This is a genomic window from Streptomyces sp. NPDC102283, assembly GCF_044766265.1.
Lineage (GTDB): Bacteria > Actinomycetota > Actinomycetes > Streptomycetales > Streptomycetaceae > Streptomyces.
Genome location: NZ_JBIWLQ010000031.1, coordinates 1 through 25,931, shown reverse-complemented (window position 1 = coordinate 25,931; position 25,931 = coordinate 1). Strand labels below are relative to the sequence as shown.

Genomic DNA, 25,931 nt, shown 5'->3' with positions numbered 1-25,931 from the left:
GGCGCGAACTGTCAGTTTGGCCGCCGCTTGGCCGTGCGGTGGTGTTCGGCGTTGATGCGCTGGGCTTCTTCGAGCTGGTCTTCGAGGATGACGATGCGGCAGGCGGCCTCGATGGGGGTGCCCTGGTCGACGAGTTCGCGGGCGCGGGCGGCGATGCGCAGCTGGTAGCGGGAGTAGCGGCGGTGGCCGCCCTCCGAGCGCAGAGGGGTGATGAGGCGGGCTTCGCCGATGGCGCGGAGGAACCCTTGTGTGGTGTTGAGCATCTCGGCTGCCCGGCCCATGGTGTAGGCGGGGTAGTCGTCGTCATCGATACGGCCGAACGAGTCGCCTGCTGCCACTTGCACCTCTCTGTGGAACACACTGGAGGGGCCCGGGTGCCATATGGCACCAGGGCCCCGAAGGAACTGCTACACCATCGGCCGGCCGTGATCGGCTGTGCCGGCTCTCTGTTTCCGCATGCCCGCCCCGGGAAGGGTCGGGGGCTGCGGGGATCGCGGTTGCTTGACCGGAGACCACCTCACTATCGATGTCCTGCGGTACCCGGGCCCACCTCTTGCACCCGGGCGATCCAGATGGTGACCAACTCCTCCGTTCTTCCCTCTGGGTCAACTGCTTGCGTACTGCTGATACTGCGTCCTGCTCGGTGACCTGTGGCAGCGTCACTCTCCGGCAGCCAGCCCCGTCGCCCGTCCCGCGTCTGCTCCGGCTTGGAACCCCGCTGCCGAACCTGCCGGTGCGCGCGCCCGCAGCCGACGCCTTCACCGAGGTACTGCTCCTGCTTCACTGCTGGGTACCACCACTGCGTTTACTGCGCACTTCCTGCGGCGGCCCCTGATCACTGCGGGCCACCCGGTCCGGTCGTCAGTCCCGTCGCCTTCCTGCAACAACCCTGGCTCCGGAACTCCACCACCGCACCGTCCTGCGCACTGCAACTGCCTGTACTGCTGCCCGCCAGTTCGTCTCTGCCGGGCCCTGTTGATCTCAGCTACGAGAGAAACCATAACCACGCCCTCACCAGATGTCTACTGTGGCCAGGAGAGATTTTCGACTGTCCAGTAAGTGAGGTAATCGCGTACCGCCGGGTTGAGGCGGTCATGACGGGGCACAAGCGGCATCCAGGCAACGACGAGCCGAGGAGACCAGGGATGAACCTGACGAACACGATGCGCGTCGACGCCACCGCCACCCGCCCCGCGCCCACCGCCGCCGACGCCCGCGACAGCGCCCGCCTCTTCCTCGAAGCCCTCCGGCCGGACGTCACCCCTGACACAGCCGACGCCGTACTCCTGGTCGCTTCGGAACTTGTCACCAACGCCCTGCGGCACGCAGGCGGCACCTACACCCTTCGCCTGACCGCCCACCCCGACCTCATCGAGGTGGCCGTGGATGACCCCAGCCCACGGGCCCCGCGCATGCGCACCCCCGACCTGACCGGCGCCACCGGCGGCTTCGGCTGGCACATGGTCACCCACCTCGCCCGCACCACCGCAGCCATCCACCGGCCCACCGGCGGCAAGACCGTCAGCGCCTTCCTCGCCCGCTAGCACCACGCCGCCCGACGCCTCCACCCGTGTCGCAGCAGACGACGGTCTCCGCGGCTTGATGCGACTGCGGTCACGCAGGAGGTTCCGGACCCGGCCATGGCTGCCTTCACCGTATTGCCCAGGACCTCTGATGCCTGGGACCGTGGTGCGATGGTCGATACCCATTCACGCAGGTACCTGCTATTGGTCCGCAGAATGTTCTGGTGCGGAGCCCTGTTCTTCGGCCTCGGTCTGGCCGCCGGCTGGTCTGCCAGAAGTCACCACGCGACCTCGTGGGACTGCGATCCGACGTGCCGATCCTCGACCAGCACCGCATGGGAGACCGTCGCCGACGCGGCCCTGGTGTCCATCCTGCTCGGGACCGCCCTCGCCGTCGCTGCTTTCCTGATGATCATGCTCCGCAGGCCGCGCTCCCTGCCGGACACTGACAAGCCATAGCTTCCGTATGACGAGCACCGCTTCGGTCCGGCGCAGCGATGTCATGGCCTCCTGGACCGACCGACCTTGGTGGGTGAGGACGATCCCACCGGTCCGCTTCGCCCTCCCCCCCCGTCCAGCCGCTGACTACCGGGCCCGGGCCCCGCGTGGCATCGTCCAGGAGCGGTCACCCGTGAAGGGCTGTGTGCTGCTCCCGCAGGCAGACCGGATGCCGCTTCATCCTCGCGGTCCTGTGTTGTGGTCAGTTCTGGGTGAGCATGTTCTTGCGAAGCTGGGTGAGGGTGCGGTTCAGGAGCCGGGAGACGTGCATCTGGGATATGCCGAGGCGCTCGCCGATCTGGGCCTGGGTCATTTCCTGTCCGAAGCGCATCGCCACGATCTCGCGGTCACGGTCGTCGAGGTCCTCCAGGAGCGGAGCCAGCGCGTGGAGGTCCTCGACGAGTTCCAGGGCGGGGTCGAGATCGCCCTTGATGTCTCCGTAGGTGATGGTCTCGGCGCTGTTCTGTTCGGTGCCGATGGGCAGGTCGAGGGAGCCGGCGGTGTAGCCGTTGGAGGCGATGAGGCCCTCGATGACCTCTTCGTCGGTGAGGTCCAGGTGCGCGGCGAGTTCGGCGACCGTGGGGTCACGGTCGAGTCGGCCGTTGAGGTCTTCCTTCGCCTTCGCGAGGGTGACGCGGAGTTCCTGGAGTCGGCGGGGTACGTGGACGGCCCAGGTGGAGTCGCGGAAGAACCGCTTGATCTCGCCGACGATGTAGGGGATCGCGAAGGAGGTGAACTCGACCTCGCGGCTCAGCTCGAACCGGTCGATCGCCTTGATCAGACCGATCGTGCCGACCTGCACGATGTCCTCCATCTCACCGCTGCCACGGTTGCGGAACCGCTTCGCCGCGAAATGCACCAACGACAGGTTCATCTCGATCAACGTGTTCCGCGCGTACTGGTACTCGTGCGTGCCTTCCTCCAGGACCTGCAACTGCTCGAAGAACAACGCGCCCAGAGCACGGGCGTCCTTCGGAGCCACCTTCCGGGGGTCCTCAATCTGCGGAAGGCCCGCAGTACTGGCGGCAGGGGTAGCGGCACCGGCTCGGCGGGCGGCGGTGACGACCGTGGTTCCCGTGGGTATCGACATGACGCTGTCCTCTCCGTAAGTGCCTCGGCCCCCGCGCACGGGCGCGCCTACCCTGCCTACGGGGCACCACACCTACGAGAGCGACCACTTCGAGCTTCGGGCGAGTCGGTCGCTTCTCGTCCTGCGGCGTGGAAAGTCTGGTGCATGATGACCTCGGTGTGCACTGCGCGGGCAGGAAGCGGCAGTGTGGTGCGAGGCCGGGCAGGTGCTCTTGCTGACAGGGTCGACAGGGGCTCCGTCTGCTGATCGAGCGGGTGAGAGCGGACCGCGGGGTGCTGGTGAACGGTCGTCGGCAGGTGTTGAGAGGAGAGAGACAAGTGTCTGGGCCGGATGAGCGGCAGCATGTGCCGGTGCAGGGTGCTCCGTGCTGGGTCAACCTCATGGTCGCTGATCTGGATGTGGCCAGGGCCTTCTACGGGGAGGTTCTCGGCTGGCAGTTCCGGTCCAGTTCGCTGGATGACCAGTTCCTTGTGGCGATGGCGGGCGGGGATCCGGTGGCGGGGCTCGCAGCCCGCAGGCCCGGGCTGACGTCGGCTTCGGTGTGGACGCCGTACTTCGCTGTCCGGGATGCCGACGCGACGGCCGCGCGGATCCGTGAGCGCGGTGCCACCGTGGCGGTTGGTCCGATGGCCGTCGGCGATGGTCGTGTCGGCTTGGCGGCGGACCGGGACGGGGCGATGTTCGGGTTCTGGGAGGGCTACACACTGGCCTGGTTGCCAGGAGAGGGCCGGGCTCCCACCCGGCTCGATCTGCAGACGCGCGACGTGTTCGAGGCCGCGGTGTTCTACGGGGAAATCCTCGGCTGGGCCGCGGAGGAAGACATCGACATCGACTACCGGAAAGATCATGTGCTGGTGAAACTGAAGGACAGAGTGATCCTGTCTCTGCGGGGCGGTGGTGTGCAGACCTCCCCTCTGGCTCATCTGCGACCCCGCTGGCTGGTGAACTTCGCCGTGGACGACGTCGAGCGGGCTGTGTCCGCGGCCATGGGGGCAGGAGGCAGCAAACCCCAGACGTCACCTACTGCCTGGGCCGCCAAGGGCTTCTCCCGAACTCTCCAGGACCCCGACGGCGGCCTGTTCACCCTTGCCCACCGCGAGCCCTGACCCTCGTTCCCCGGCAGTCGACAGGGAAGGTCGAACCGAAGTCCGAGGCAGCCGCGACCGATCATCGGCGGTGCCACGTATGCCGGCCCGGCATCGTTGCTGAGTATTTCGGGTCGTTGCCGCAGTGACGGGGGTCTCTGCGGGATCCCGGTGGTATGCGTTATCCGAAAGGGCGGGCCCCGAACCGGTCACTGACCGACACCAACCCGAAAAGCTCAGTACCAGTTCTGGCGTCCTCATGAGTCTCGGCTTTCCGCGCCCTCCCGGATCCGTCGGCAGGACTCGGCGATCAGGCGTGATACGTGCATCTGCGAGATGCCGAGTTCGGCGGCAATGGCGCTCTGCGTCATCCCTGCGAAGAAACGGAGAAAGAGCACCCGCTTCTCCCGCTCGGGGAGGCTGCTGATGCCGGCTTTGGCGGCCTCGCGGTCGAGTACCAAGTCCAGGGCGTCGTCGTCTGCACCCAGGGTGTCGCCGAGGCACAGGGTCGCGCCGTCGGTGGGCAGACTCGCGTCGAGGGAGATGGCTCGGAAGCCGTGTAGGGCTTCGTTGCCCTGCTGCACCTCTTCCTCGGTCAGCCCGGTGTGCTCCGCGAGCCGGGCGAGCGACGCGAGCCTGCCCTCGGCTGTGAGGTCGGCGGTGGCCCGGCGCACGACGTTGCGAAGGTTCTGGACGCGGCGGGGGACGTGCACGGACCACATGCGGTCCCGGAAGTGCCGTTTGATCTCACCGACGATGGTCGGCATGGCGAACGGGAGAAAGGCGCCGCCGAGAGCCGGGTCGTACCGGTCCACGGCATTCACCAGGCCGACCGCCGCGACCTGTCGCAGGTCTTCGAGCGTCTCACCGCGGTCGCGGTAGCGGAGGGCCAGGCGATGGGCCACGGGAAGCCAGGCACAGATGATCTCCCTGCGGATTTGTTCCCGCTCGGGCCCCTCGGGAAGGCCCGCCAGCCGGCTGAGCCGGGCGTGCGTGTCGAGGTCCTCGGGGTACTGGCTTTCCACGGCCACGCGTCCGGCTCCTCGGCGCAAGATGGTTCTGTCGGCGGACGCCGAGCGTTCCGTGCCTCTGGTGTGGCGTCCCACCCGAGGGGTGTGGCATAAGCCGGTGAGGGCGGCAATCACCCGCGCGGCCGACGGCGGTCACACGTCCGCCACGAATGCACCGGATTCACAGCTCGGGGTCGACGGGAGGGCCTGCTGGAATTGAGGTGATCATCGAAGAGGGGAAGAGGTTGACAGGGAAAGTGAGGCCGGAGCGGGTGCGGCGGTGGCTGGTTCGGGAGTGGGCGGAGGTGCGCCGGTCGGTCCGCAGCGCGTGTGTGGAGGCCGGTCCGGAGCGGGACACGCTCGTCCAGTCGCTGAAGGCAGCGGGGGCGGCGATAGCTGCGTGGGCGGTGAGCGGTTGGTGGTTCCAGGCGCCGATGGCCCTGTTGGCTCCGTGGACGGCGATCGCGATGGTCGGCAGCACGGTGTACCAGTCGGTGCGCACGGGGATCCAGCAGTTCGCCATCATCGCCCTGGGCACCCTGTGGGCATCCGTGGCGATGGCCTTCACACGTGACCAGACCATGGCCGCCATGCTGCTCACCCTGCCGTTCATGATGCTGCTCGGCAACTACCGGCGCTTCGGGAGCCAGGGCATCTACGGTGCCACTACGGCGCTCTTCGTCATCACCGGTGGGGTGTCCAGCACGTCCACGGTGGGGCACCGGCTTCTGGAGACGCTGATCGGTGCGGTGATCGGTCTGCTGGTCAACGCGTTCGTTCTCCCGCCCGTCCACCTGCGCAGCGTGCGCGACCGTCTCGTCCGTCTCGCGCGGGAGACGGCGGACGTGCTCGGCGCCATCGCGGAAGGCCTCCGCGAGGAGGACGGGCTGGAGAAGTCCGAGAGGTGGCATCACTCGGCCGGCGGCCTCACCGTGTCGCTGCAGAACGTGAGCGAGGCCCGCCGCTGGGCCATGGAGGGGTCGCGCTGGAACCCGGGAGGCCGACTGCGGCGCACGGGCCCGAAGCCTCCGCCGTTCGCCGAGGACATGCGGTGGAGCCGTGTCTGCACACGGGTCCTGGCCCTCACCCGCACGCTCAAGACGATCAGCGGTGACACGGAGCTTCCCCCGCCGTCGCCGGACTTTCTCCGGCTGCTGTCCGATGTTCTGGGCCAGGCCGGCCATATCTGTTCCATCGAGACGGAACTGCTCACCGGGTCCGGCACCGGAGAGCTGCGTGAACGCCGTGACGCGGCGTTCCATGAGGCCTGGGGCACCGTTGGCTCCCTCACCGACGCCTTCCACCGCCAGGAACCATCGGCGTCGGCCGTCGGGGGCGAACTGCTGCTGGAAGCCCGCCAGCTGATGACGGAACTGGCACCCTCTGCCTGAGTCGCGGGCGGCCCACCTCACCTCCGTCACCTGCACGGACCAGGCTCCGGACCGCTCGCGTGGCTGGATGGGCCGGCCACGCTCGACTCACGGACAGCCCAGGTCCGTCAGAAAGCCGGTTGGTCACCGCCGCTGGGAGCGTGGCTCAGGTCCACCACGCAGAAGAGGTTGTCATCCGGGTCCGCCAGAACGACGAAGTCGGGCTCCGGCGGGTAGAGAGCCCAGTCGACGGCGCGCGCGCCGAGGCCGACCAGTCGTCGGACCTCTCGACTTTGTTCCTCGGCGGTATCCGTGAAGAGGTCGAGGTGGAGACGGGGGCGGGGCTCGGGCGGGGAGGTGCTGTGCATCAGGCCGAGGGCCGGGCCCTTGCCGTCGCGGTGGCTGAGGGTGCGCCACGTTTCGCTGTGCCACTGCGGGGAGACGTCCAGGTGCAGCGCCGCGGTCCAGAAGGCGGCTGCGCGGGCAATGTCTGTGACGCCCAGGACAAAAATTCCGATTCTCAGCATGCGAGAGTCCGCCGTCGTTCGCTGGATGAGGGGTGGTTGCGCAGCCCGCCGATGTGCGGGCCCGGGCCGTCAGGTTGCCGGGTAGGGGCTGTCGGCGAGGAGGCGCGCCAGATGGGTGGCGTTGGCCGCGACGGCCTTGGTGGTGGAGGCGACGGCGTCGGGTGTCTCGTCGAGGTCCTGGTAGTCGGTGCCGTGCATGGCTTCGCCGACCCAGTACGTGACCGCTCCGGGGGCGAGGGAGAAGCCGACGTCGTTGAGCCCCTGGAACACGTCCGCGCTGACCTTGTGCGCGCCGTCCTCGTTGCCGACGACGGCGACGGCGGCGACCTTGCCGTAGGTGTGCGGACGGCCCTGATCGTCGGTCTCGGAGGACTCGGCGTTGAGGCGCTCCAGCACACGTTGACAGACGCTGGAGGGGTGGCCGAGCCAGATGGGTGTGGCGATGAGGAGGATGTCGGCGGCCAGAACCCTCTCCCGTAGGCCCGGCCAGGCGTCGCCGTCGCCCATGTCCACCCCGATCCCCGGGCGGACGTCGTGGTCGGCGACCCGGACGATCTCGCCCTGTACGTCATGGCGTGCGAACTGGGCCATGACCTGCTCGGCAAGGTACTGGCTGCTGGAGGGGGCGGGTGAGGCATTCAGGGTGCAGACGAGGGCGAGAGCACGCATGGCGGGGGTTTCTCCTTGGTCTTGGGGTTGAGGGTCCTGCGCGGGCCTTGTCGGGTGCGGCGTTGGGCCGGCCCGGAGCTGCCGGTGTGAGGGCTGTCAGTGGTCTTCGGCGCGGACGCGGATGGTCTGAAGGGTGGGGTCGGCGGGGTCGGGAATGTTCATGCCGGCTTCGACGCCGGATCGCAGGTAGCGCAGGAGGGGTTCGGTGATCCGCTCGCCGGGCAGCACGGCCGGGATGCCGGGAGGGTAGGGCGTGAGCATCTCGGCGGCGACGCGGCCCACGGCTTCCGACGCCGGGACGTCCTGCGTCTTGGCGAAGTAGGCGTCACGCGGCAGGCATACCTGGTCGGGACGGAGCTCGGCGGGTGTGGGCACGTGCACCTCGGGAGCGGGGCGGAGCGTGTGCGCGTGGCGGGTCAGGTCCCGTAGGGCCGTCAGCAGCCGGTCGGCGGTGTCCTTGTCGTCGGCGTGGGTGAACTGGGCGCTGATCCGGCGGTGGTCCACGAGGTGCATGTCGATGTGGTGGTGCTTGCGCAGCCAGTCGGCGGCCCGGTAGCCGGTGGTGCCCGTGGCCTCGATGTCGATGATCACGGGCAGCGGGTCGAACTCGGCGGCGGCGCCGGGTCCGCAGAAGTCGTCTGGCCCGTTGACGTGCATTCCATCGATCCCCTCGATGCGCCGGCGCACCGTCGCTACGAGGTCGAGTGCTCGGGAGAGCAGTCCGTGTCCTTCCAGGACCATCTGTCGGCGCCAGCCGTCGATTCCGGCGTAGAGCAGCACCGAGGGGCTGGTCGTGCCGAGGAGGTCGGCCCGTGAGGCGAGGGTGTCGTGGTCCACCAGGTCGCCCTGGAGGTGGAAGACGGAGCCTTGCTCGAGGCCGCTGCCCATTTTGTGGATGCTGGTGACGCAGACGTCGGCGCCGGCGTCCATGGCCCAGGACGGCAGGTCCGGGTGGAAGGGCAGGTGGGCGCCCCAGGCTTCGTCGACGATCAGTGGCTTGGAGCGCCGGTGGCAGATGTCGGCCATGGCACGTAGGTCGGCCGCCGTGCCGTAGGGGGTGGGGCTGGTGATCAGGGCGCCGCGTGCGTCCGGGTGGTCCGCGAAGGCTTTCTCCAGGGTGGAGGGGGAGGGCGGGTGTGCGAGGTGGCGTTCCGTGTCCCACTGTGGTTCCAGCCAGACGGGCTCGATGCCGCAGAGGATGAGGCCGGCGATGACGGACTTGTGGGCGTCCCTGCCGACCAGCAGCTTCTGGTGGGGTGCGGCGACGCTGAGCATGGCGGCCTTGACCGACAGGGAGCTGCCGCAGGTGGAGAAGAAGGTGTGATCCGCGTGGACGGCGTCAGCCATGAGGCCTTCGGCCCTCCGTAGTACGGAGGATTCTTCCTGGCGGTCGTCGAGACCTCCTGTGGCGAGGACGTCTCCGAGGAACACCGCGTCGCCCAGCACGGCGCGCACAGTTGGGGAAGCGCCTCGCGCCTGTTTGTGACCGGGCGGGGAGAAACCCAGCTCGTCCCTCTGGCGGTAGGCCGCGAGAGCGTCGAGAACCGGCGCTTCGTGATGGTTGATGGTCATACGACACGCCTTCCCGGCCGCCGCGGCCAAATCAGCCTCGTTTCCGGCATCAGGGGAGAGGTGTGCCGCCGGTGGCGTTCATGATCTCGCCGGTGATGAACGAGGCGTTCGCGGAGGCCAGGAAGACGTAGGCGGGCGCCATTTCCGCGGGCTGCGCGGGCCGGCCAAGCGGGCTCTGTTTCCCGAACTCGGCGGTGTCGGGCAGGGTCGCCGGGATAAGCGGGGTCCAGACGGGGCCCGGAGCGACGGCGTTGACGCGGATGCCGTCGGAGGCCAACATCTGGGCCAGGCCCTGGGTGAAGGTGACGATCGCCCCCTTGGTCATCGCGTAGTCGAGGAGATGAGGGCTCGGCTTGTACGCCTGGACCGAGGTGGTGTTGATGATCGACCCTCCTGGCGGAATGTGCGGCAGGGCGCTCTTGCACAGCCAGAACATGCCGTAGAGGTTGGTGCGCATCACCCGGTCGAACTGCTCGGTGGAGATCGCGGAGATCCCGTCGGGCTGCGACATCTGGTAGGCAGCGTTGTTCACCAGGACATCGATGCGGCCGAACTCGGAAACGGCGTCCTCGATGAGCGAGCGGCACTGCTTCTCGTCCCGGATGTCACAGACGACGGGGACCGCCCTGCGGCCCGCTTGCTCCACCAGTCGAACAGTCTCCGCGGCTTCCTTCCCCTCTTCGGGGAGGTGGGTGAAGACCACGTCCGCACCCTCGCGGGCGTAGGCCAGGGCGACTGCGCGGCCGATACCGGAGTCGCCTCCGGTAATGACGGTCTTCCGCCCGTCGAGCAGGCCGGAGCCGACGTAGGACTCCTCGCCGTGGTCGGGCGGCGGATCCATAGGGCCGGTCCAGCCCGGGTGCTCCTGGTCTTGCTGAGGGAAGTCGGGGCGGGGGTGGGCCCGGTTGGGGTCCTGCGGATGTTCGCTGCTTGCCATGATTGTCGCCTTCTCACGTTGTCGAACAGGCACGGTGGGATCCGGTATGCCGGGCCGTACGTAGCGGGAGGGCCGGACTCTGGCGTCGGCGGCACCCGTGTGGAGTTGCTGTTGTCAGCCGATCTTTCGGCCGGCCAACGGTGCCGTGTCTTCGCCGGTGCCTTCACGCACTCCTCTCAGGAAGGCGTTCAGTGCGTCCTCCGCCGTACGGGTGGGCTGCCAGCCCAGTACGTCGCGGGCCCGGCCGGAGTCCAGTACGGGCAGGCGTAGCACCGCGTCGAACAGGTGCGGGGAAGCCGGTACGGTGTGGGCCCGCCAGGCGGCCGAGAGTGCGGTGCGCACCAGGGCCCGGGGGATCCGCACGATCCGGGCATCGAGCAGGTCCGCCAGCCTGCGGGCGTCGATGACCGGGTCTGCCGCCAGGTTGAAGGGGCCCCGTACGTCGCCGAGCACGGCCAGCCGGTAGGCGTCGGCGGCATCGTCGGTGTGGAGGACCTGGAAACGTAGTCCGTCCAGGTCGGGCACGAAGGGCAGCAGGTCGGGCCGCAGGAGGGGGCCGGGGGCGTAGCGGCCGGCGAAGATCCGCCGCTGCTCGGGGGCGGCCGTCTCCTTGAAGAGGAATCCGGGGCGCAGCCGGACCACCCGGATCTGTGGGTGGCGCAGTTCGAAGGTGTCCAGGACCCGTTCCAGGTAGGCTTTCTCCCGGCAGTAGGCCGCGTCCGGCCAGCCGTCGGTGGGCCACTCCTCGTCGACGCCGGGTTCGTCCTTCGGTCCTGGGGAGTAGGCGCCGACGGACGAGGCGTGCACCAGGGCGGGAACCCCGCTGCGTGCCACGGCCTCGAAAACCCGCCGGGAGCCCAGCACGTTGCTCTGCCAGGTCACGACCGGGTCGTGGGTGGGCTGAAAGCGCCAGGCCAGGTGGACGACGGCATCGGCGCCGCGCAGGAGACCGGCGAGCCGGTCCTCGCTGTCGGTCCGGGACAGGTCGACGGTGTCCCACTCCACCTTCGGGATCTGAAGCTCGGGCCGCCTGCGGGCCAGCCCCAGGACCGAGCCGATGCCCGGGTCGGCGGCGAGCGCGCGCACCACGCTGGTGCCCACGTTGCCGGTGGCTCCCGTGACCACGACCCGCTTGCCGGGATGGGGGCCGTTGTTCTTCATGCCGGGGTTTCCTTCCTCCGTGGCTGCGGAGCCGGTCTCCGTCGCCCGGTCAGGGGACGAGCAGGGTTTTGATCATGCCGTCGGCCTTCTTCTGGAACGTCTCGTAAGCCTTCGGTCCCTCTTCCAGCGGCAGGTGGTGAGTGGCGAAGGAGTCCACGCCCAGCGGGTCGTCGGCGGTGAGCAGGGGCAGCAGGTCATCCACCCAGCGCTTGACGTTGGCCTGCCCCATGCGCAGCTGGATCTGCTTGTCGAACATGGTCAGCATCGGCATCGGGTCGGCGGAGCCGCCGTACACGCCGGAGACGGAGATCGTGCCGCCCCTGCGCACCAGGTCGATCGCCGCGTGCAGTGCGGCGAGGCGGTCGATGCCTGCTGTTTCCATCATGCGCTGGGCGAGGGCGTCGGGCAGCAGGCCGACCGCCGTGTGTGCCGCCTTGGCCACGGGGGAGCCATGGGCCTCCATGCCGACCGCGTCGATCACCGCGTCCGTGCCGCGCCCGTCCGTGAGGTCGCGGACGGCGTCCCCGAGGTTCTTGCCGTAGCGGCGCAGGTCGAGGCAGGTGGCGCCGTACGTGCTCGCCCGGTCGAGGCGTTCGGGGACCAGGTCCACGCCGATGACGAGGCCGGCGCCCCGGTGGAGGGCGATCCGGGCGGCCATGGCGCCGATCGGGCCGAGGCCCAGGACGGTGACGCTGCCGCCGGGCGGGATGTCGGCGTACTCCACGGCCTGCCAGGCGGTGGGCAGGACGTCGGAGAGATACACGAACCGGTCGTCCGACGGGCCGTGCGGGACCTTGATGGGCAGGTCGTTGCCGAAGGGGACCCGCAGGTACTCGGCCTGGCCTCCGGGCACCTGCCCGTAGAGCTTGGTGTACCCGAACAGGGACGCACCTGTGCCGCGCTCGCGCACCTGGGTCGTCTCGCACTGCGAGTGCAGCCCCTGCCCGCACATGTGGCAGTGGCCGCAGGACACGTTGAAGGGGATCACGACCCGGTCCCCCGGAGCGACGGCGGTCACCTCGCGGCCGACCTCCTCGACGACTCCCATGGGTTCGTGTCCCAGGATGTCGCCCGGGTCGAGGTAGGGCCCGAGGACCTCGTAGAGATGCAGATCGGAGCCGCAGATCCCGGTGGACGTGATCTTGACGATGATGTCCGTCGGATCCTGGATCCGTGGGTCCGGGACCGTCTCCACCCGGACATCCCGCCTTCCCTGGTAGGTCAGTGCGCGCATGGCCCCGCTCCCTCCGTCACCGGCTATTCGTGGACGAGTGCGCCGGGTTCCCATCAGCCGCCCCATGAAACACGCAGGCAGACCGGCAGGCGAAGCACGAGCGGCCATTTGCGATGATGACGACATGAGGAACAGCGCTCTCATCGTGGTCGACATGGTCAATACATACGATCATCCCGACGCCGACCTGCTCATTCCCTCTGTCCGGACGGCACTGCCACCCATCGCCCGGCTCATCGCCCGCGCCCGCTCGGAAAATATTCCCGTCATCTACGCGAACGACAACTTCGGAGAATGGCGATCCCACCACGGAGAGATCATCGAGAAGACTCTCGCGGGGAAGAACGCAGAGCTGGTTAAGCCCATTCTGCCGGACGACGATTCCCTTTTCGTGGTCAAAGCGCGGCACTCGATCTTCTACGAAACGCCGATGAGCTACCTGCTGTCCCAGCTGGGTGCTGACCATGTAGTGCTGTGCGGGCAGGTCACCGAACAGTGTGTGCTGTATTCAGCACTCGATGCCCATATCCGCCATCTGCACGTGACCGTCCCCAGGGACGCGGTGGCCCATATCCACAGCGACCTGGCCGACGCTGCGCTGCACATGATGGAACGCAACATGGGGGCCCGGATCACTTCAGCGGACGATGTCACCTTCTGAGACCGCCACAAGAAGGGTGCCGGGGTACCGTTCCAAGGCGATCATATTCTCCCGGGCGCTGTCCGCCTCCGGCCTCCTCGCCTCGGCCGGAGCACGGCCTCACATCAGTCGAGGTAGTGGGCATGCCCCTGGTCGTCGAGGCCCACGGAGCCGGATCCCTCCGGGATGATGCAGAACTCGTTGCCCTCGGGGTCGGCCATTACCAGAAAGCCGCCATCGGTGTATTCCTCCAGGCGTCTTCCTCCGAGTGCCTCGACCCGCCGCTGCTCGGCCGCCGGATCTGGGGAGGCGATGTCGAGGTGCATGCGGTTCTTCCCTGGCCTGGGTTCACCGGCCTGCTGAAAGCCCAATCCCAGGCCGTTCTTGCGCCGCAGCCAGATATAGGGGCCCGTGCGGTCCACGATGGGCCGGGAGAGCAGCTCCGACCAGAACGCGGCGAGGCGCTCGGGGCTGTCGGCGTCGATGACGAGGGTGTCGATCTGCAGAGGCGCTTCTGTCATGCCTTGATCCTGTGCCACCGGGCGACCTCGCGGAAATGCGGTCCCCTCTTCCGACAATGACTCGCTGGGCTTACCGATCTCGGCAGTTTGGCCGACTCGATACGAGGTCGGGGTACTTCGTATCGGACGGGTAGCCGCAAAGGCACTCCTCTTCCAGGCGCAGTCTGCGGGCGTTCCTCCTGCGCAGGCATCGGCACCAGATCCGGGGTGTACATTCCGTAGCTTTCAGGATCGCGCGTGGTTCGGCCTGAGCTGTCGGATGCGTCCGTCGAGCTCACGCCGGTAGAAGTCGATGAAGCCGTCGGGGTCGGGGCCCGCGTTCTGCATGACCAGCCTGTCGAAGCCCGCGTCGACGTAGCTCTGGGCGACCTCGATGTAGCGTCCAGGGTCTGCTCCGCAGGCGAACTTCTCCAGGATGTCCTCCTCGCGCACGGTGGTGGTCGCGGCATCGAAGTTGACCGGATTGGGCAGCTCACTCATCACTTTCCACCCGGTCAGCGCCCACCGCGACGTCTCGAGAGCGGCGCGGGCTGCGGTGTGCGCGTCGGGCGCCCAGGCCATCGGGACCTCGCCGTAGCACGGGCCGGCTCCCCCGGCGTCACGGTAGTGCTGGACGATGCTCGGCTTGTCCTCCGTGGCGAACAGGCCGTCACCCAGCTCGGCGGCGATGCGGGTCGACAAATGACCGCTGGCGGCCACGGCGATCAGGGGGAGTTCGTCGGGGAGGTCGAAAACCCGGGCGTCCTGCAGCCGCAGATGCTTGCCCTCGTAGGACCGGTACCCACCGCTCCAGAGCAGCCGGATGATCTCCAGGGCTTCGGTGAGCATCTCGTGCCGGGGACGGACCGCGTCCGGGAACCCGGGGCCGACGACGTGTTCGTTGAGCCGCTCCCCGGAGCCGACACCCAGCACGAAGCGGCCTTCCGAGAGCAGGGCGAGTGTCGCCGCGGCCTGAGCGATGATGGCGGGGTGGTAGCGCACGGTGGGACACGTGACTCCGGTCGCCAGACCGATCCGCGATGTCCTGGCCGCGATGCTTCCCAGCACTGTCCACGCGAACGGCGAGTGCCCCTGATTGTCGAGCCAGGGGTGGTAGTGATCGCTGATCTCGACGAAGTCGAATCCCGCCTCCTCGGCGAGCACAGCCTGCCTGACCAGCTCCGCCGGGCCGAATGCCTCCGCCGCCAACTTGTATCCCACCTGCATGTGATCCTCATTCCGCACGTGTCAGGGCCGCATCTTCCGCACAGGGGTACCCCCTGATCTCCGTACATAACGATCGCGAGCAGAGGCAGAGCGGGATGCAGCCCGGACCTGGCCCCTCCGGGTGATGCTCGGCGGCACCGCGGCCGTCATGTCCGGCCCGCCCGGCTGCGCGACTGGAGGTTCGAGGTCCGCGCGTCAGCCTGGACCTGGGCCGAAAGGGCTGTCGTCGAGGCGGTCGAGGAGCTCGGCGACATCCTCGTACACTGCTTCCGCTCCTGCCCGCTCCAGGTCTGTTCGAGGGATACCGCCCGACAGGAGTGCAACCGCGGTCACCCCGGCCCGCCCCGCGGCCTCCATGTCCCACACCGTGTCGCCCACGAACACCGCCCGCTCCGCACTGACTCCGGCCAGTCGGCACGCCAGCTCGACAGGCTCCGGTGAGGGCTTGCCCCGGTCGACGTCATCCGAACTCGCCGTGGCCAGGATCGCCTCGTCCGCGTCCACCGCCCGCCGCAGAGCCGCGAGCTCCGTACCGCTCGCCGAGGTGGCGAGGACGACCCGCCAACCGCGTCCGGCCAGGGCGCGCAACAGGTCGCCCGCGCCCCGGAAGGCAGGGAGGCGGTCGAAGCACGTCGCGTAGAGCACGGTGTGGGCGGAGCTGATGGCCGCGTCCTGCTCGGGGTCCCTGTCGGACCCCAGCAGCCGCTCGATCAGATCACCGGAGCCGAGGCCGACCGCCCGGTGGATGTCCGGCATCGGCACGGTGTGCCCGGCCTGCCGGAAAGCCTCCCACCACGACACCACGTGGAGGTGATTGGTATCGGTAAGTGTGCCGTCCACATCGAAGATCGCCGCGCCCGTCATGGTCTCCCGCTTTCACTGGCTGTCAGGCCTTGCGCTCCTGGGTGTCCGCCTCGTCCGTGACATGCACGGCCGCTTCCTCCGCCGAGGCGGCGCCGTCGTCGGTGCCCACGTCCTCGGCGTAGACGTCGTTCTCCCGCCCGGTCGCGTCGTCCGCCGCGCTGAGCCGTCCTGCCCGGGGCTCGCGCTCGGATCCCTCCAACGGCTCGCCCTCGCCCCCGGTGAGGTCGCCGATGCCGTCACCATCGGGCGGTTCCACGTCGTCGGTCTCCTGGGCGAGCCGCTGGTCCAGGGACTCACCGTCGCGCAAAGGGGCGTTCGGGGGGGCTGTAGGCCTCTTCCATCTGGTCGTCCAGGTCCCGTTCGTCGAGCGTGTTCTCCAGGTCGAGCTCGTCGTTCGGCGGAATCCGGCCGTCGTCGTCCTGCGGCTGGTACACGTCGTCGCCGCGTGCGTCTGCGGGCATGTGTCCTGCTCCTCCGTCGTGCGTGCGGCCGTCCGGCCCGGATGGTGATGTGCGTCAGCGTCCGAGGGCCTTACGGAGCTCTTCCTTGTTCATGGAGGAACGCCCGTCGATGTTCTTCTTCTTCGCCTCCGCGTACAGCTGGTCCTTCGTGGGACCCTGCGCGCCCTTGTGGGAGCGTTCGCCACCGCGTTCGTAGGCGGACTTCCCGTCCTGCGTCGACGTCCTGCTCGCCGTCCTCGACTCGCCGGACCGGGCGCGCTGCTTGTTGACGGTCCGGGCCGCGATCTCCTTGGCGCGACCCTTCGAAGCGCCCTGCTCCTCCTGGCTCTCCTTGATGTGCTCGTACTGCCGCTCACGCTTCTTGCTGGATCCGGCCGGCACGACGTGCTCCTCACTCCGTCTCGGAGGTGTGGCGGGCCCGGAGTCCGTCACGAACGCCGGGACACCCACCGCGTTTCCTCTACGGACCCCACTAAACAACGCACCAAGGGACTGCGCCCCTGGAGGCAGAATCAAGAAGTGCCACTTCCTGAAGCCAGCGGGGCGCCGGTCGGAGGACGGGCTTGACCTGCTGGGTGCTCCCGACGGTGGGCAGGTCAGGCGACCGGGGTGCAGCGGACGATGGTGTCCTCGCACGGGCCCTCGACGTAGACCTTCAGCGCTTCGGACTCGCGATCAGCCTCGGTGAGCTGCCAGCGAAGCTTGGTTGAGCCACTCACCGGCAAGTCGAGAGCACGGCCCTGGTGCGAAGAGCTGGTCGTGCATGCGACCGGGCCGGTTCCCGGCCGGCCACCGCAGGCGGTCCGGCATCGATGGCGGTGGCCTTGATTGTGTTCTGTTTCCTCTTGCCTGGCACGAAGGCCTTTCGTCCTGGGTGGCCGGCCTTCGGGCGGCGATCCTGCCTCTCGACGCCGTCGATTCATAGACAGAATCCCGTCGGCCTCGGCGTAGGCGAGTACACCCGCGCAGCATGACGCCGGCGCGGCCGGGGATGGCCAAGCCCGCCATCTTCCTCACCCTCAACGCACTGCGCCGGGGCGACAAGGACAACGTGGCGCGCGCGGACCGCAAAACCGCAGTGTTCACAGTGGACGCGGTGAAGACCTACACGAAGGACAAGTTCCCCGACGACAAGGTGTACAGGGAGACCGGGCGGCCCGAACTCCGGTTACTGACCCGCGGCATGAGCTTCGACGACAAAGAGGTCTACTCGGCGAATGTGGTGGCCTTCGCCCACCTCACGTCACTGAAGAAGGCGGTCTGAACGCCGTGCGCAGATCGGCCGGTACCTCGGGAAGAGGTACCGGCCACCCTCATGACCGAGTCGAGAGCCTCTGCTCGTGGTGCGCCGCCGCAGGGACGCCGCACCGCGTGGGGTGGAGCTTGTTCAGGCGGTGCTCCGCCAAGAGCCGGTCGCGGTGCCGCGGGACTCGATGAACTCCTTGAAATTCTTCAGGTCGCTCTTGGCCTGGCGGCCGACGAAGCCGAGCTTGTCGCCGACAGTGTCCGCGATCCCCTGCGGGTCGTGGTCGAGCTGGAGCATGACCTTGGTGTGCGTATCGTCCAGGCGGTGGAAGGTGACGACACCGGCTTGACGGACCTCGCCCGCCACCGTGGCCCAGGCCACTCGTTCGTCGGGGATCTGCTCGGTGATCTCAGCATCGAACTCCCGTTCCACGCCGTCCACCTTGGTCACCCAATGCGTCAATGTGGACGTGCGCTGCTCGATGCGCTGCACCCCATCCATGAACTGCGGGAACTCCTCGAACTGCGTCCACTGGTCGTAGACCGTCCGCAACGGAACGGCGACCTCGACGGACTCCTCGATCTTCGACATACCCACTCCCTGTGACAGCTGGGCTCGGATGGTTACGCAGCGCCGCGTACCCGAATCAATCCGTCCAACACCGGCGAGGACGACGCTCTCTGCCAGCGCGGTACCCCCGGCTGCTGCTGTTGTGCGCCGGACACCACAGCGCGACCATTGGAGTGAGTCCGGGATCGGAGGCACCATGATCGTCCTCGGCCTTATCTTGCTGATCATCGGCCTGGTGGCCGGCATCGGGGTCCTGTGGACCATCGGGATCATCCTGGTGGCCATCGGCCTCGCATTGTGGGCCCTCGGAGCCGTGGGGCATGCGGTGGGAGGGCGACGGCACTACTGGTAGCACGCTGGTCCTGACAGCCCCAGCGAACTCTCTCCATCGATTGACGCCGAAGAATTCTGCCCCGGGGCGCTGTCGTGGCTTCGTCGGCTAACAGCATGTTGAGGTATGCCCGGGCCCCTGGCCCCCGGGCATACCTCAACACGCGTGCCGGGGACAGGAGATCCGTGGTTCCCTCCCGGCCCATCGATGGCTCAGCCGGAGCGGTCCCCCTTTCGAGCCGGGCCATACGCAGCGGAGCGCCACGGGGCGGCAGGTAGGCGACGAGGCCGTGGTGGGCCCGTACAGGCCCCGCCCGCAGGCCGGATGCTTCTACGGGTACCGACTCGCCGGCCCTCGGGCTCGCCCAACCCCGTAGCGCGCGGCGGCCCACTCCTGGCTCGCGGGCCGGGCAGGCTTCAAATTGAGGCGCCGAGGGCGGCACACGCAGCGACCCCCACTCGTCCCGGGCTGAATCGCCCCTCCATATAGGGGTACCCGACGAAGCCAATCACCACTGAGCTTGTTTTTAACGTCCGGTGCTGAAGTGCCAGTTGACCACCAGGGTCCGTCTTCAAAAGATCTTGCCCAGAGCAGGAATGAGGCGAGGTTGACCGCCGCTTCGTAGGAGGTGGCGGTTTTGTCGTATCTGGTGGCGATGCCGCGGAATCCCTTGAGGTGGTTGAAGCAGCGTTCGACGGTGTTGCGTCGGCGGTAGGTCTCGCGGTCGAAACCAGGTGGCCGGCCGCCGTGACTGCCGCGGTTTCGGCGGTGCTTCTTCTGGTCGTCCTTCTCGGGGATCGTGGCGATGATGCCGCGTCGTCGCAGGTAGGCGCGGAATGCCCGGGAGCTGTAGGCCTTGTCTGCCACGACATGGTCGGGGGTTCAGCGAGGTCGGCCCGGTCCGGTGCGGGGCACGCGTATGCGTTCGAGCAGGGCCTGTGCCATGACGCTGTCGTGTCGTTGGCCGGCGGTGAGCATGAGTGCCAGAGGACGGCCCTGCCCGTCGGCGGCGAGGTGGATCTTGGTGGTCAGGCCTCCTCGGGATCGGCCGAGGGCGTGATCGTCCGGTTCGTCCTGCCGGTGCTTCCCCCTTTTCGTCCGGTGGCGGCGTGCTGATGTGCCCGGACGATGGTGGAGTCGATCTGCACCAGCCAGTCGATGTCGCCGGCCGCGTCCGCGCGGGTCTGGATCTGCCGCAGGGCTCTGGTGAACACGCCGTCGATCGCGTAGCGACGGAACCGCGTGTAGACCGTCTGCCAGGAGCCATAGCGTTCTGGCAGGTCACGCCAGGAGATCCCGGTACGGATCTTGTAGACCATCCCGTTGATGATCCGCCGGTCCTCCGCTCGGGGCCGTCCCCGGACGGCCCGCGGTATCAGCGGAGCGAGCAACTCCCACTCGCGATCAGTGAGTTCATGTCGGCGTATCACGACACCATGATCCACCATCGAACGATCTTTTGAAGACGGACCCTAACTGGCTCCCCCTTTCTAACTGATCGTTTCAGAATGAGATCCGTAGTCGTCTCAAGCAGATGATGCTGCAGGCGAGTTGGAGCAGTCCGAGGTGGAGGTCGGCTCGTATCTCGTAGCGGATGCGCAGTCGTTTGAACTGGTGGAGCCAGGCGAAGCTCCGTTCGACGACCCACCGTGTCTTGCCCAGTCCCGAGCCGTGCGGGGTGCCGCGGCGGGCGAACTTGGAGGTGATTCCACGTGCGCGGACGAGACGCCGGTACTTGTCGTAGTCGTACCCGCGGTCGGCGAACAGCCGCCGGGGCCGGTGGCGTGGCCGGCCGCGCAGGCCACGAATCCGGGGTATGGCGTCCAGCAGAGGCATGAGCTGGGTGACGTCGTGACGGTTTCCGCCGGTCAGAGAGACAGCGAGCGGAGTGCCGTGCCGGTCGACGATCAGGTGGTGCTTGCTGCCGGGCCGGGCCCGGTCGACCGGCGAAGGTCCGGTGTGAGACCCCCTTTGAGGGCCCTGACGTGCGAGCCGTCGATCGCGGCGTCGTCCATCTCCAGCAGACCTTCTCTGCGTAGTTCCGTCAGCAGGACCTCGTGCAACCGGGGCCATACCCCGGCCTCGGTCCAGTCCCGCAGACGCCGCCAGGCCGTCACGCCACTGCAGCCGACCAGCTCTGCGGGAACGTCCCGCCAGCTCACACCCTTGCGCAACACGTACACGATGCCCCGCAGGGCAGCACGGTCATCGGCCGGCAGCCGCCCGGGATAGCGATGACGCCGAGGCGGACGCACCGGCAGCAGCGGGGCTATGCGTTCCCACAGGTCATCAGGCACAAGATCAGCAGACACCCACCAGATCCTGCCGACGCAACACCCAACTGCCAAGCCAACACACCGATCTCATTCTGAAACGATCAGTAATGCGTAAAAAAATGGTTCACGCGTCCCGCTGGTAGGCACTTCCGGGTCCGGGAATACCACCGCCGCCGCGCTACCAGCGCACCCGCCGGACGACCACCCCACCACCACCGGACACATCCCCCCCACACCCACAACGAAGCGACGCCCGCCCACTGGTTGAACCCCCGCCGCTGGCCGCGGGACCACCGGCCCGCATGGTGCACGACCCGCTCGGCGACCGGGTCGGCGGCGCGCACCGGGACGCCCCGAAACGGGCCTCGTGACGGACAACGACCGGACCGTCTGCCAGGTACGCGACGGGCCTTCGAACCACGACCAGCCGTCGCTGTCCTATCGCCGTTGAGCCGGCCGACACCGGGCATCCGGTCAGGGCATGATCGAACCGTCGGACCGGCGACCACTCCTCGCCGGTCCGACCACCACAGTGTGCTCTCACTGCCCGGTTCCCCTGGCTTCCAGGGGAAGGTCGAGCAGCATGGCGTGGAAGATCGGGGCGTCGGGGAGGCGGGGGCGCAGGTCCCCGAGAGTCGTCCAGCCCCGGGACTGATAGAGGGCGTGGACTTTGGGGTGGTTCTGGTCGACGAGGAGGGTTGCGCGTTCTAACGTCGACACCCCGTCCCTCGTCGGGCCCGGGACACGGCCGCCGGCCGCCTACCGGGGGCGGCTGCGCCCACACGGAGGCGGAGTCCTGCTCGTCACCAGCCGCGACACCACAGGGTGCTTTTCCTAGCGGGCCTTCGTCTGGCCCGCCCCCTGGTTCGCCTGCACAGGACCGTTCAACACGTTCACGCCCTTTTGGTCACCGAGACCTTCCCTTCCTGGGGTGGGGCTGGCTCTCTTGAAAGGAAAGGAACCGGCGGGCCGCTGCCCCGCCACTGTCAGGACAAGGACCAGGGAGTGATCATGGATCTCGCAGTCCCTCAGCTCCGCCTCGATCTGCCGTCCAGGCTCCACCCCCACGAAGACCGCGCCCAGCAGCACACCCAGGCGTGGGTACAGGAAAGGGGAATGATCGCCAACAGCCCGAAAGCGCGGGAGGTCAACGACTCGTTCCTGCTCGGAAGGCTGGCCGCCCGGGTCTATCCCCACGCCTCCGTCGGCCGTTGTTACGTCCTGGCGGACTGGATGAGCGCCTACTTCATCCTGGACGACGTCCTGGACGACACGGTGGGGCCCGCGACCCGGAGGTGGCCACCGAGATCGCCGACCAGTTCATCGCCCCCTTCCTCGTCACCGCCCCGCGAACCGGGCCCCACCGGGTGGGCGACGTCCTCGCGGTGTCGAGGATCCGGAAAGGACTGGCCGACCTGTGGGCCCGCACCCGGCCGGGCATGACCGCCGCGTGGACCAACCGCCTCGTCCACGACATGACCGAACCTCTACTCGCACGTCCGCCAGTCGGAGATCAACTTCTCCGAAACCCCCTTCGCGGAGGACGCGTACTGCGCCCACCGGCTCCTGACCAGCGCCATGTACGTCTCCGCCGACCTCATCGAGGTCGCCACCGCCAGGCCGGTGCCCGGTCACCTGATCCGCAACCCGGACGCCGCGACCATGTGCGAAGCCGCCTCCCACGTCGTGGCCTGGGTCAACGACCCGTACTCCGCGCCCAAGGAGATCCGCCTCAACGACCTCCGCAACTACGTCGTGGCCCTGACCAGCAAACTCGACGTCTCCTTGCAGGAAGCCGCCGATCTCGTCGCCCAGCGGGTCGACGTCCAGGTCGGACGGTTCCTCGCCGCCGAAAGCCGCGCTGGGGCCGTCCTCTACCCCCACCTGCAGCCCGACGACCGCCAAGCCCTCACCGAAATGGTCGAAGGACTCAAGACCTGGATGACCGGCAACACCCTCTGGGCAGAGGAAACCGCCCGCTACACCGACCGCGCGACCCGGCGACCGGCCCCGTGCAGCACCTCGCCACACTCATCTGACGCCCCGACAGCAACTGCGGCACAGGCCCCGCACAGAATCCCCGCCGGCCATGCCCGGCGCCGCCGAGGATGCCCCATGACGGACAGCGGGTCACCGGGCAGTGCCGTTCCACGCCCGCACGCGCCAAGCCCCGAGCACCCAGGGCGCACCGGGTTGGACCGGCGGGGTCGCGGGATCCGCCTCCCCGGATCCGGCACCGGGCTCCACCCGCAGCGACCGGCCCCGCGCACCCCGCGTCCCCGCTTCATCCACCGCACCGCCGACCCGAGAGTGGACAGCTATGACAACGGACGTTCCGATCAGCCAGGCACCGGGAGCGCTGCCTCTCCTCGGCCACCTCCTGCCACTGGCACGCGACCCTCTGAAATTCCTCACCTCACTGCCCGCCCACGGAGACCTGGTCCACATCCGGATCGGCCCCATGAAGGCTCTTCTGGTGTGCGACCCGGGACTGACCCGCCACGTCCTGGTCAACGACCGCACCTTCGACAAAGGCGGCCCGGCATTCGACCAGGGCAGGGAAGTCCTGGGCAACGGCCTGCCCCTCTGCCCCCATACCGACCACCGCCGCCAGCGACGGCTGGTCCAGCCCGCCTTCCACCCTGCCCGCATGCCCGCGTACGCCCGCCTGATGACCGAACAGACCGACACCATCACCGGCTCGTGGACCGACGGCCAGACCATCGACGCCTATGCCGAGATGCAGAACATCGTCGCCCAGGGCCTGGTGGCAACCATGTTCGCCGACACCCTCAACCCCACCGCCATCACCGAGGTACTGGAGGACCTCGGCGCCATCACGGACGGCATCTTCCGGCGCATGATCACACCACCGCGCCTGAACACGCTCCCCACCCCCGGCAACCGCCGCTACTACCAGGCCCAATCCCGCCTGCGCCAGACCATGGCCCGCGCCACCGCAGACCGCCGCTCCGCCGACACCGGCCACGACGACCTGCTGTCCGTACTCCTCGGCAGCCCCGATTCCCCCGAGGACGGCCATGACCAGAACCTTTCCGACGCCGAGGTCATCGACCAGCTGATGGCCTTCTTCTTCGCCGGCATCGAGACCGCGGCCGCCACCCTGGCATGGGCACTGCACGCACTGGCCCAGCATCCCCACATCGAAGAACAGCTCCACGCCGAGGCCGACAGCGTTCTCGCCGGCGCCGCAGCCACACTCGACGACGTGCCCAGGCTGGAATACACACGCCGCGTCCTCATGGAATCCCTGCGACGCCATCCGCCGGCCTGGCTCGTCAGCCGCACCACCACCACCGACACACACCTCGGCACGCACCCCGTCCGCGCCGGCACGGCCGTCTTCTTCAGCCCCTATCTCATCCACCACCGAACCGACCAGTACGACAACCCCGAGCAATTCGACCCCGACCGGTGGAGCAGCTCCCGCCACCTCAACCCACCGGACGGCTCCTTCATCCCGTTCGGCGGAGGCGCCCGCAAGTGCGTCGGCGACCAGTTCGGCATCACCGAAACCGTCATCATCCTGGCCACGATCGCCGCACGATGGCGCCTGGAACCCCTGCCTGGCCGCCCCGTCCGCCCCGCCCTGGCCCTCACACTCAGCCCGCAACGGCTGCACATGCGCCTCAGGCCCCGCACATAGCACCGCCCGGTTCCCGAACCCTGCACCCGTCGCTGTCGCCGCTGCCTCTCCTGAGAGAGCAGTCAGTCGAGCTCGCGGTCGGCAGCTGGACACGGCTGGGGCACGTGGCGCGGTGCGCACGCCGTTGATGCTGAGAGTCGGCGCCGGCGGTGGGAGTGCGCGCTCGGGCGGCTGGCATCGCCGGTGCGGAAGGACCTGTCGTCCGGTGTCCCGGGCGCGGGTGCGGGCCGACGGAACTCCCCTCAGAACGCTTGGGGATAATCACGCGATGACGACACCTCAGCCCGACCGCTCCAGCTCCGACCCGCTGCCGGTCATCGCGCCCGAGGGCGAATTCGACATCGACGCCCTGCCTCCCCTGGAGGCGCAGATCGATGCGGCCATCACCGGTTACGGCGGACTGATCCTGGACGCCAGCCGCATCACGTTCGCGGACTCGATGTTCCTGAGACTGATCCTCACCGCCCACGACCGCGCCGACCTGCGCATCGCCGCCCCCTCCCCCACAGTCCAGCGCCTCTTCACCGTCGTGGGAGCCGACCAGGTCCTACGCATCCATTCCACCCTCGACGCCGCCCGCACCGGCTGACACCGGGCATCCGGCCAGGCCATGACCGAACCGTCGGACCGGCGACCACTCCACGCCGGTCCGACCACCACAGTGCGCTCTCACCGCCCGGCTCCCCCGGCCACTGGGATAGGACGTCGAGGCACCCGGCCTTGCGGGATCGTTGGCGCAGTTAAAGCGAAGCAGGGCGTGGAGCGGGGCGGCGTCCTGCAGATCGCGGATCGTGGTGGTGGCCCCGGCGTCAGCCAGTTCCGCGGCAGTGGTGCGGCCGGTCGCGACGGCCAGTACGGGGACGCCGGCCGCGCGTGCGGCGGCTACGTCGGCGGGGGTGTCTCCGATGAGCAGGACGTCGGCCAGGGCGAGCTGGGCGCCTGTGGCGGCGCGGGTGCGTGCGGTGGCGGTGCGGACCAGCTCGGCGCGGTCGTCGTGGTCGTCGCCGTATCCGCCGTGGGGAAACTGGATGTGGGTGTCGAGTCCGAAGACCTGGAGCTTGGTCCTGGCGACCGCCCGGATGTTTCCGGTGACAACGCTCTGCACGACGCCGTCCAGGGCGGCCACCGTGTCGATGGCGGCCGCGGCACCGGGCAGCGCGTGCCCGCGCTCACGCAGATCATGGGCCCGTAGACGGTGGAGTTCGGTGGAGCGGCGGGCGAATTCGTCGAACATTGTGCGGTCGCTGGTGATGCCGTGCAGCTGGGCGGTCCGGCAGAAGATGACGGGTTCGGTCATCCCGTCCACGGTGGCCTGTTCGCGCATCGGTGTACCGGTGACCTGCTCGAAAGCGTCTGCGAAGATCTCTCTTCCGACGCCCCCAGGGCCTGTCTTCAAAGGGTCATATCCACATTAGGAGTGACGCGATGGTGAGTGCTGCTTCGTAGGATTCGCGGGTTTTGTCGTAGCGGGTG

The 25,931-nt window shown here is 68.4% G+C and carries 26 protein-coding genes and 5 pseudogenes; 11 read left to right on the top strand and 20 right to left on the bottom strand.

The annotated features are described in order from the left end of the window. Positions 1-11: 11 nt before the first annotated feature. Positions 12-338 carry a MerR family transcriptional regulator gene (locus ACIRJT_RS36985; RefSeq protein ID WP_403918494.1) on the bottom strand — a complete coding sequence of 109 codons (327 nt, stop codon included), beginning with the start codon at positions 336-338 and terminating at the stop codon, positions 12-14. An 807-nt stretch (positions 339-1,145) separates the two neighbouring features. Here ACIRJT_RS36985 and ACIRJT_RS36980 point away from each other — a divergent pair. Beyond that, positions 1,146-1,544 (top strand): ATP-binding protein, encoded by a 399-nt coding sequence (locus ACIRJT_RS36980; RefSeq protein ID WP_403918491.1) that lies wholly within the window; start codon positions 1,146-1,148, stop codon positions 1,542-1,544. A 96-nt stretch (positions 1,545-1,640) separates the two neighbouring features. After that, positions 1,641-1,982: a hypothetical protein gene (locus ACIRJT_RS36975; RefSeq protein ID WP_403918488.1), complete on the top strand. Its 342-nt coding sequence runs from the start codon at positions 1,641-1,643 to the stop codon at positions 1,980-1,982. Between the two features lie 241 nt (positions 1,983-2,223). Here ACIRJT_RS36975 and ACIRJT_RS36970 read toward each other — a convergent pair whose 3' ends face one another. Further along, positions 2,224-3,111, bottom strand: a complete 888-nt coding sequence (locus ACIRJT_RS36970; protein WP_403918485.1) for an RNA polymerase sigma factor SigF — start codon at positions 3,109-3,111, stop codon at positions 2,224-2,226. Between the two features lie 317 nt (positions 3,112-3,428). Between ACIRJT_RS36970 and ACIRJT_RS36965 the strand changes: the two genes are divergently transcribed. After that, positions 3,429-4,217, top strand: coding sequence for a VOC family protein (locus tag ACIRJT_RS36965; RefSeq protein WP_403918483.1), 789 nt, complete (start codon positions 3,429-3,431; stop codon positions 4,215-4,217). A 236-nt stretch (positions 4,218-4,453) separates the two neighbouring features. Here the strand turns inward: ACIRJT_RS36965 and ACIRJT_RS36960 are convergent, their stop codons facing one another. Beyond that, a complete protein-coding gene (locus ACIRJT_RS36960) occupies positions 4,454-5,227 on the bottom strand; it encodes a SigB/SigF/SigG family RNA polymerase sigma factor (protein WP_403918574.1) in 774 nt (257 codons plus the stop codon). 224 nt (positions 5,228-5,451) lie between these two features. On the opposite strand from ACIRJT_RS36960, the gene ACIRJT_RS36955 reads away from it, so the two are divergent. Next, positions 5,452-6,597 (top strand): FUSC family protein, encoded by a 1,146-nt coding sequence (locus ACIRJT_RS36955; RefSeq protein WP_403918481.1) that lies wholly within the window; start codon positions 5,452-5,454, stop codon positions 6,595-6,597. A 107-nt stretch (positions 6,598-6,704) separates the two neighbouring features. Here ACIRJT_RS36955 and ACIRJT_RS36950 read toward each other — a convergent pair whose 3' ends face one another. The 6 genes from ACIRJT_RS36950 to ACIRJT_RS36925 all read right to left on the bottom strand — a co-directional run bounded on the left by ACIRJT_RS36950 (position 6,705) and on the right by ACIRJT_RS36925 (position 12,676). Continuing rightward, complete coding sequence (locus ACIRJT_RS36950; protein WP_403918478.1) at positions 6,705-7,103, bottom strand: VOC family protein; 399 nt, start codon at positions 7,101-7,103, stop codon at positions 6,705-6,707. Between the two features lie 69 nt (positions 7,104-7,172). Continuing rightward, positions 7,173-7,772: a flavodoxin family protein gene (locus ACIRJT_RS36945; protein ID WP_403918475.1), complete on the bottom strand. Its 600-nt coding sequence runs from the start codon at positions 7,770-7,772 to the stop codon at positions 7,173-7,175. Between the two features lie 96 nt (positions 7,773-7,868). Beyond that, positions 7,869-9,344, bottom strand: a complete 1,476-nt coding sequence (locus tag ACIRJT_RS36940) for an aminotransferase class I/II-fold pyridoxal phosphate-dependent enzyme (RefSeq protein ID WP_403918472.1) — start codon at positions 9,342-9,344, stop codon at positions 7,869-7,871. Between the two features lie 49 nt (positions 9,345-9,393). Continuing rightward, the gene (locus ACIRJT_RS36935; protein WP_403918469.1) at positions 9,394-10,281 is read right to left on the bottom strand and encodes an SDR family oxidoreductase; all 888 of its coding nucleotides are present in this window, start codon (positions 10,279-10,281) and stop codon (positions 9,394-9,396) included. A 114-nt stretch (positions 10,282-10,395) separates the two neighbouring features. Next, entirely contained in the window at positions 10,396-11,442 is a 1,047-nt protein-coding gene (locus ACIRJT_RS36930) for an SDR family oxidoreductase (protein WP_403918466.1), read from the bottom strand. Between the two features lie 49 nt (positions 11,443-11,491). Beyond that, the gene (locus tag ACIRJT_RS36925; RefSeq protein WP_403918463.1) at positions 11,492-12,676 is read right to left on the bottom strand and encodes a zinc-dependent alcohol dehydrogenase; all 1,185 of its coding nucleotides are present in this window, start codon (positions 12,674-12,676) and stop codon (positions 11,492-11,494) included. A gap of 124 nt (positions 12,677-12,800) precedes the next feature. Between ACIRJT_RS36925 and ACIRJT_RS36920 the strand changes: the two genes are divergently transcribed. Further along, positions 12,801-13,337 carry a cysteine hydrolase family protein gene (locus ACIRJT_RS36920; protein ID WP_403918460.1) on the top strand — a complete coding sequence of 179 codons (537 nt, stop codon included), beginning with the start codon at positions 12,801-12,803 and terminating at the stop codon, positions 13,335-13,337. 104 nt (positions 13,338-13,441) lie between these two features. Here ACIRJT_RS36920 and ACIRJT_RS36915 read toward each other — a convergent pair whose 3' ends face one another. From ACIRJT_RS36915 to ACIRJT_RS36890, 6 genes and pseudogenes are all read right to left on the bottom strand, one after another. Further along, complete coding sequence (locus ACIRJT_RS36915) at positions 13,442-13,837, bottom strand: VOC family protein (RefSeq protein ID WP_403918457.1); 396 nt, start codon at positions 13,835-13,837, stop codon at positions 13,442-13,444. A gap of 225 nt (positions 13,838-14,062) precedes the next feature. Then, positions 14,063-15,043, bottom strand: a complete 981-nt coding sequence (locus tag ACIRJT_RS36910) for a TIGR03557 family F420-dependent LLM class oxidoreductase (RefSeq protein ID WP_403918454.1) — start codon at positions 15,041-15,043, stop codon at positions 14,063-14,065. 195 nt (positions 15,044-15,238) lie between these two features. Further along, positions 15,239-15,907 carry an HAD family hydrolase gene (locus ACIRJT_RS36905; protein ID WP_403918451.1) on the bottom strand — a complete coding sequence of 223 codons (669 nt, stop codon included), beginning with the start codon at positions 15,905-15,907 and terminating at the stop codon, positions 15,239-15,241. Between the two features lie 22 nt (positions 15,908-15,929). Further along, positions 15,930-16,368: pseudogene (locus tag ACIRJT_RS36900) on the bottom strand (DUF5709 domain-containing protein). 54 nt (positions 16,369-16,422) lie between these two features. Continuing rightward, positions 16,423-16,749 carry a plasmid stabilization protein gene (locus tag ACIRJT_RS36895; protein ID WP_403911038.1) on the bottom strand — a complete coding sequence of 109 codons (327 nt, stop codon included), beginning with the start codon at positions 16,747-16,749 and terminating at the stop codon, positions 16,423-16,425. 215 nt (positions 16,750-16,964) lie between these two features. After that, positions 16,965-17,078, bottom strand: a pseudogene (locus tag ACIRJT_RS36890) (HNH endonuclease); the annotation flags it as partial. A gap of 290 nt (positions 17,079-17,368) precedes the next feature. Between ACIRJT_RS36890 and ACIRJT_RS36885 the strand changes: the two are divergent. Then, positions 17,369-17,632: pseudogene (locus ACIRJT_RS36885) on the top strand (sortase domain-bontaining protein); the annotation flags it as partial. A 123-nt stretch (positions 17,633-17,755) separates the two neighbouring features. Here the strand turns inward: ACIRJT_RS36885 and ACIRJT_RS36880 are convergent. Further along, the gene (locus tag ACIRJT_RS36880; RefSeq protein WP_403918448.1) at positions 17,756-18,205 is read right to left on the bottom strand and encodes an SRPBCC family protein; all 450 of its coding nucleotides are present in this window, start codon (positions 18,203-18,205) and stop codon (positions 17,756-17,758) included. A 175-nt stretch (positions 18,206-18,380) separates the two neighbouring features. On the opposite strand from ACIRJT_RS36880, the gene ACIRJT_RS36875 reads away from it, so the two are divergent. Continuing rightward, positions 18,381-18,536, top strand: coding sequence for a DUF6131 family protein (locus tag ACIRJT_RS36875; protein WP_403918445.1), 156 nt, complete (start codon positions 18,381-18,383; stop codon positions 18,534-18,536). 555 nt (positions 18,537-19,091) lie between these two features. On the opposite strand, the pseudogene ACIRJT_RS36870 reads toward ACIRJT_RS36875, so the two are convergent. From ACIRJT_RS36870 to ACIRJT_RS36860, 3 genes and pseudogenes are all read right to left on the bottom strand, one after another. Next, positions 19,092-19,942 (bottom strand): annotated as a pseudogene (locus ACIRJT_RS36870) (IS5 family transposase); the annotation flags it as partial. 76 nt (positions 19,943-20,018) lie between these two features. Next, positions 20,019-20,827, bottom strand: a protein-coding gene (locus ACIRJT_RS36865; RefSeq protein ID WP_403918442.1) for an IS5 family transposase whose coding sequence is annotated in 2 segments (ribosomal slippage) — positions 20,019-20,488 and positions 20,488-20,827 — 810 coding nt in all. Because the reading frame shifts where the segments join, the coding sequence is not laid out codon by codon here. Between the two features lie 504 nt (positions 20,828-21,331). Then, positions 21,332-21,511, bottom strand: coding sequence for a hypothetical protein (locus ACIRJT_RS36860; RefSeq protein WP_403918439.1), 180 nt, complete (start codon positions 21,509-21,511; stop codon positions 21,332-21,334). 291 nt (positions 21,512-21,802) lie between these two features. Between ACIRJT_RS36860 and ACIRJT_RS36855 the strand changes: the two genes are divergently transcribed. The 4 genes and pseudogenes from ACIRJT_RS36855 to ACIRJT_RS36840 all read left to right on the top strand — a co-directional run bounded on the left by ACIRJT_RS36855 (position 21,803) and on the right by ACIRJT_RS36840 (position 25,047). After that, positions 21,803-22,234: a hypothetical protein gene (locus ACIRJT_RS36855; protein ID WP_403918436.1), complete on the top strand. Its 432-nt coding sequence runs from the start codon at positions 21,803-21,805 to the stop codon at positions 22,232-22,234. 69 nt (positions 22,235-22,303) lie between these two features. Beyond that, positions 22,304-22,603 (top strand): annotated as a pseudogene (locus ACIRJT_RS36850) (terpene synthase family protein); the annotation flags it as partial. A gap of 508 nt (positions 22,604-23,111) precedes the next feature. Beyond that, complete coding sequence (locus ACIRJT_RS36845) at positions 23,112-24,458, top strand: cytochrome P450 (RefSeq protein ID WP_403918434.1); 1,347 nt, start codon at positions 23,112-23,114, stop codon at positions 24,456-24,458. Positions 24,459-24,726: 268 nt separating this feature from the next. Further along, positions 24,727-25,047 carry an STAS domain-containing protein gene (locus ACIRJT_RS36840; protein WP_403918431.1) on the top strand — a complete coding sequence of 107 codons (321 nt, stop codon included), beginning with the start codon at positions 24,727-24,729 and terminating at the stop codon, positions 25,045-25,047. Here the strand turns inward: ACIRJT_RS36840 and ACIRJT_RS36835 are convergent. Beyond that, complete coding sequence (locus tag ACIRJT_RS36835) at positions 25,006-25,755, bottom strand: haloacid dehalogenase-like hydrolase (RefSeq protein WP_403918429.1); 750 nt, start codon at positions 25,753-25,755, stop codon at positions 25,006-25,008. The genes ACIRJT_RS36840 and ACIRJT_RS36835 overlap by 42 nt on opposite strands. Between the last annotated feature and the right edge of the window lie 176 nt (positions 25,756-25,931).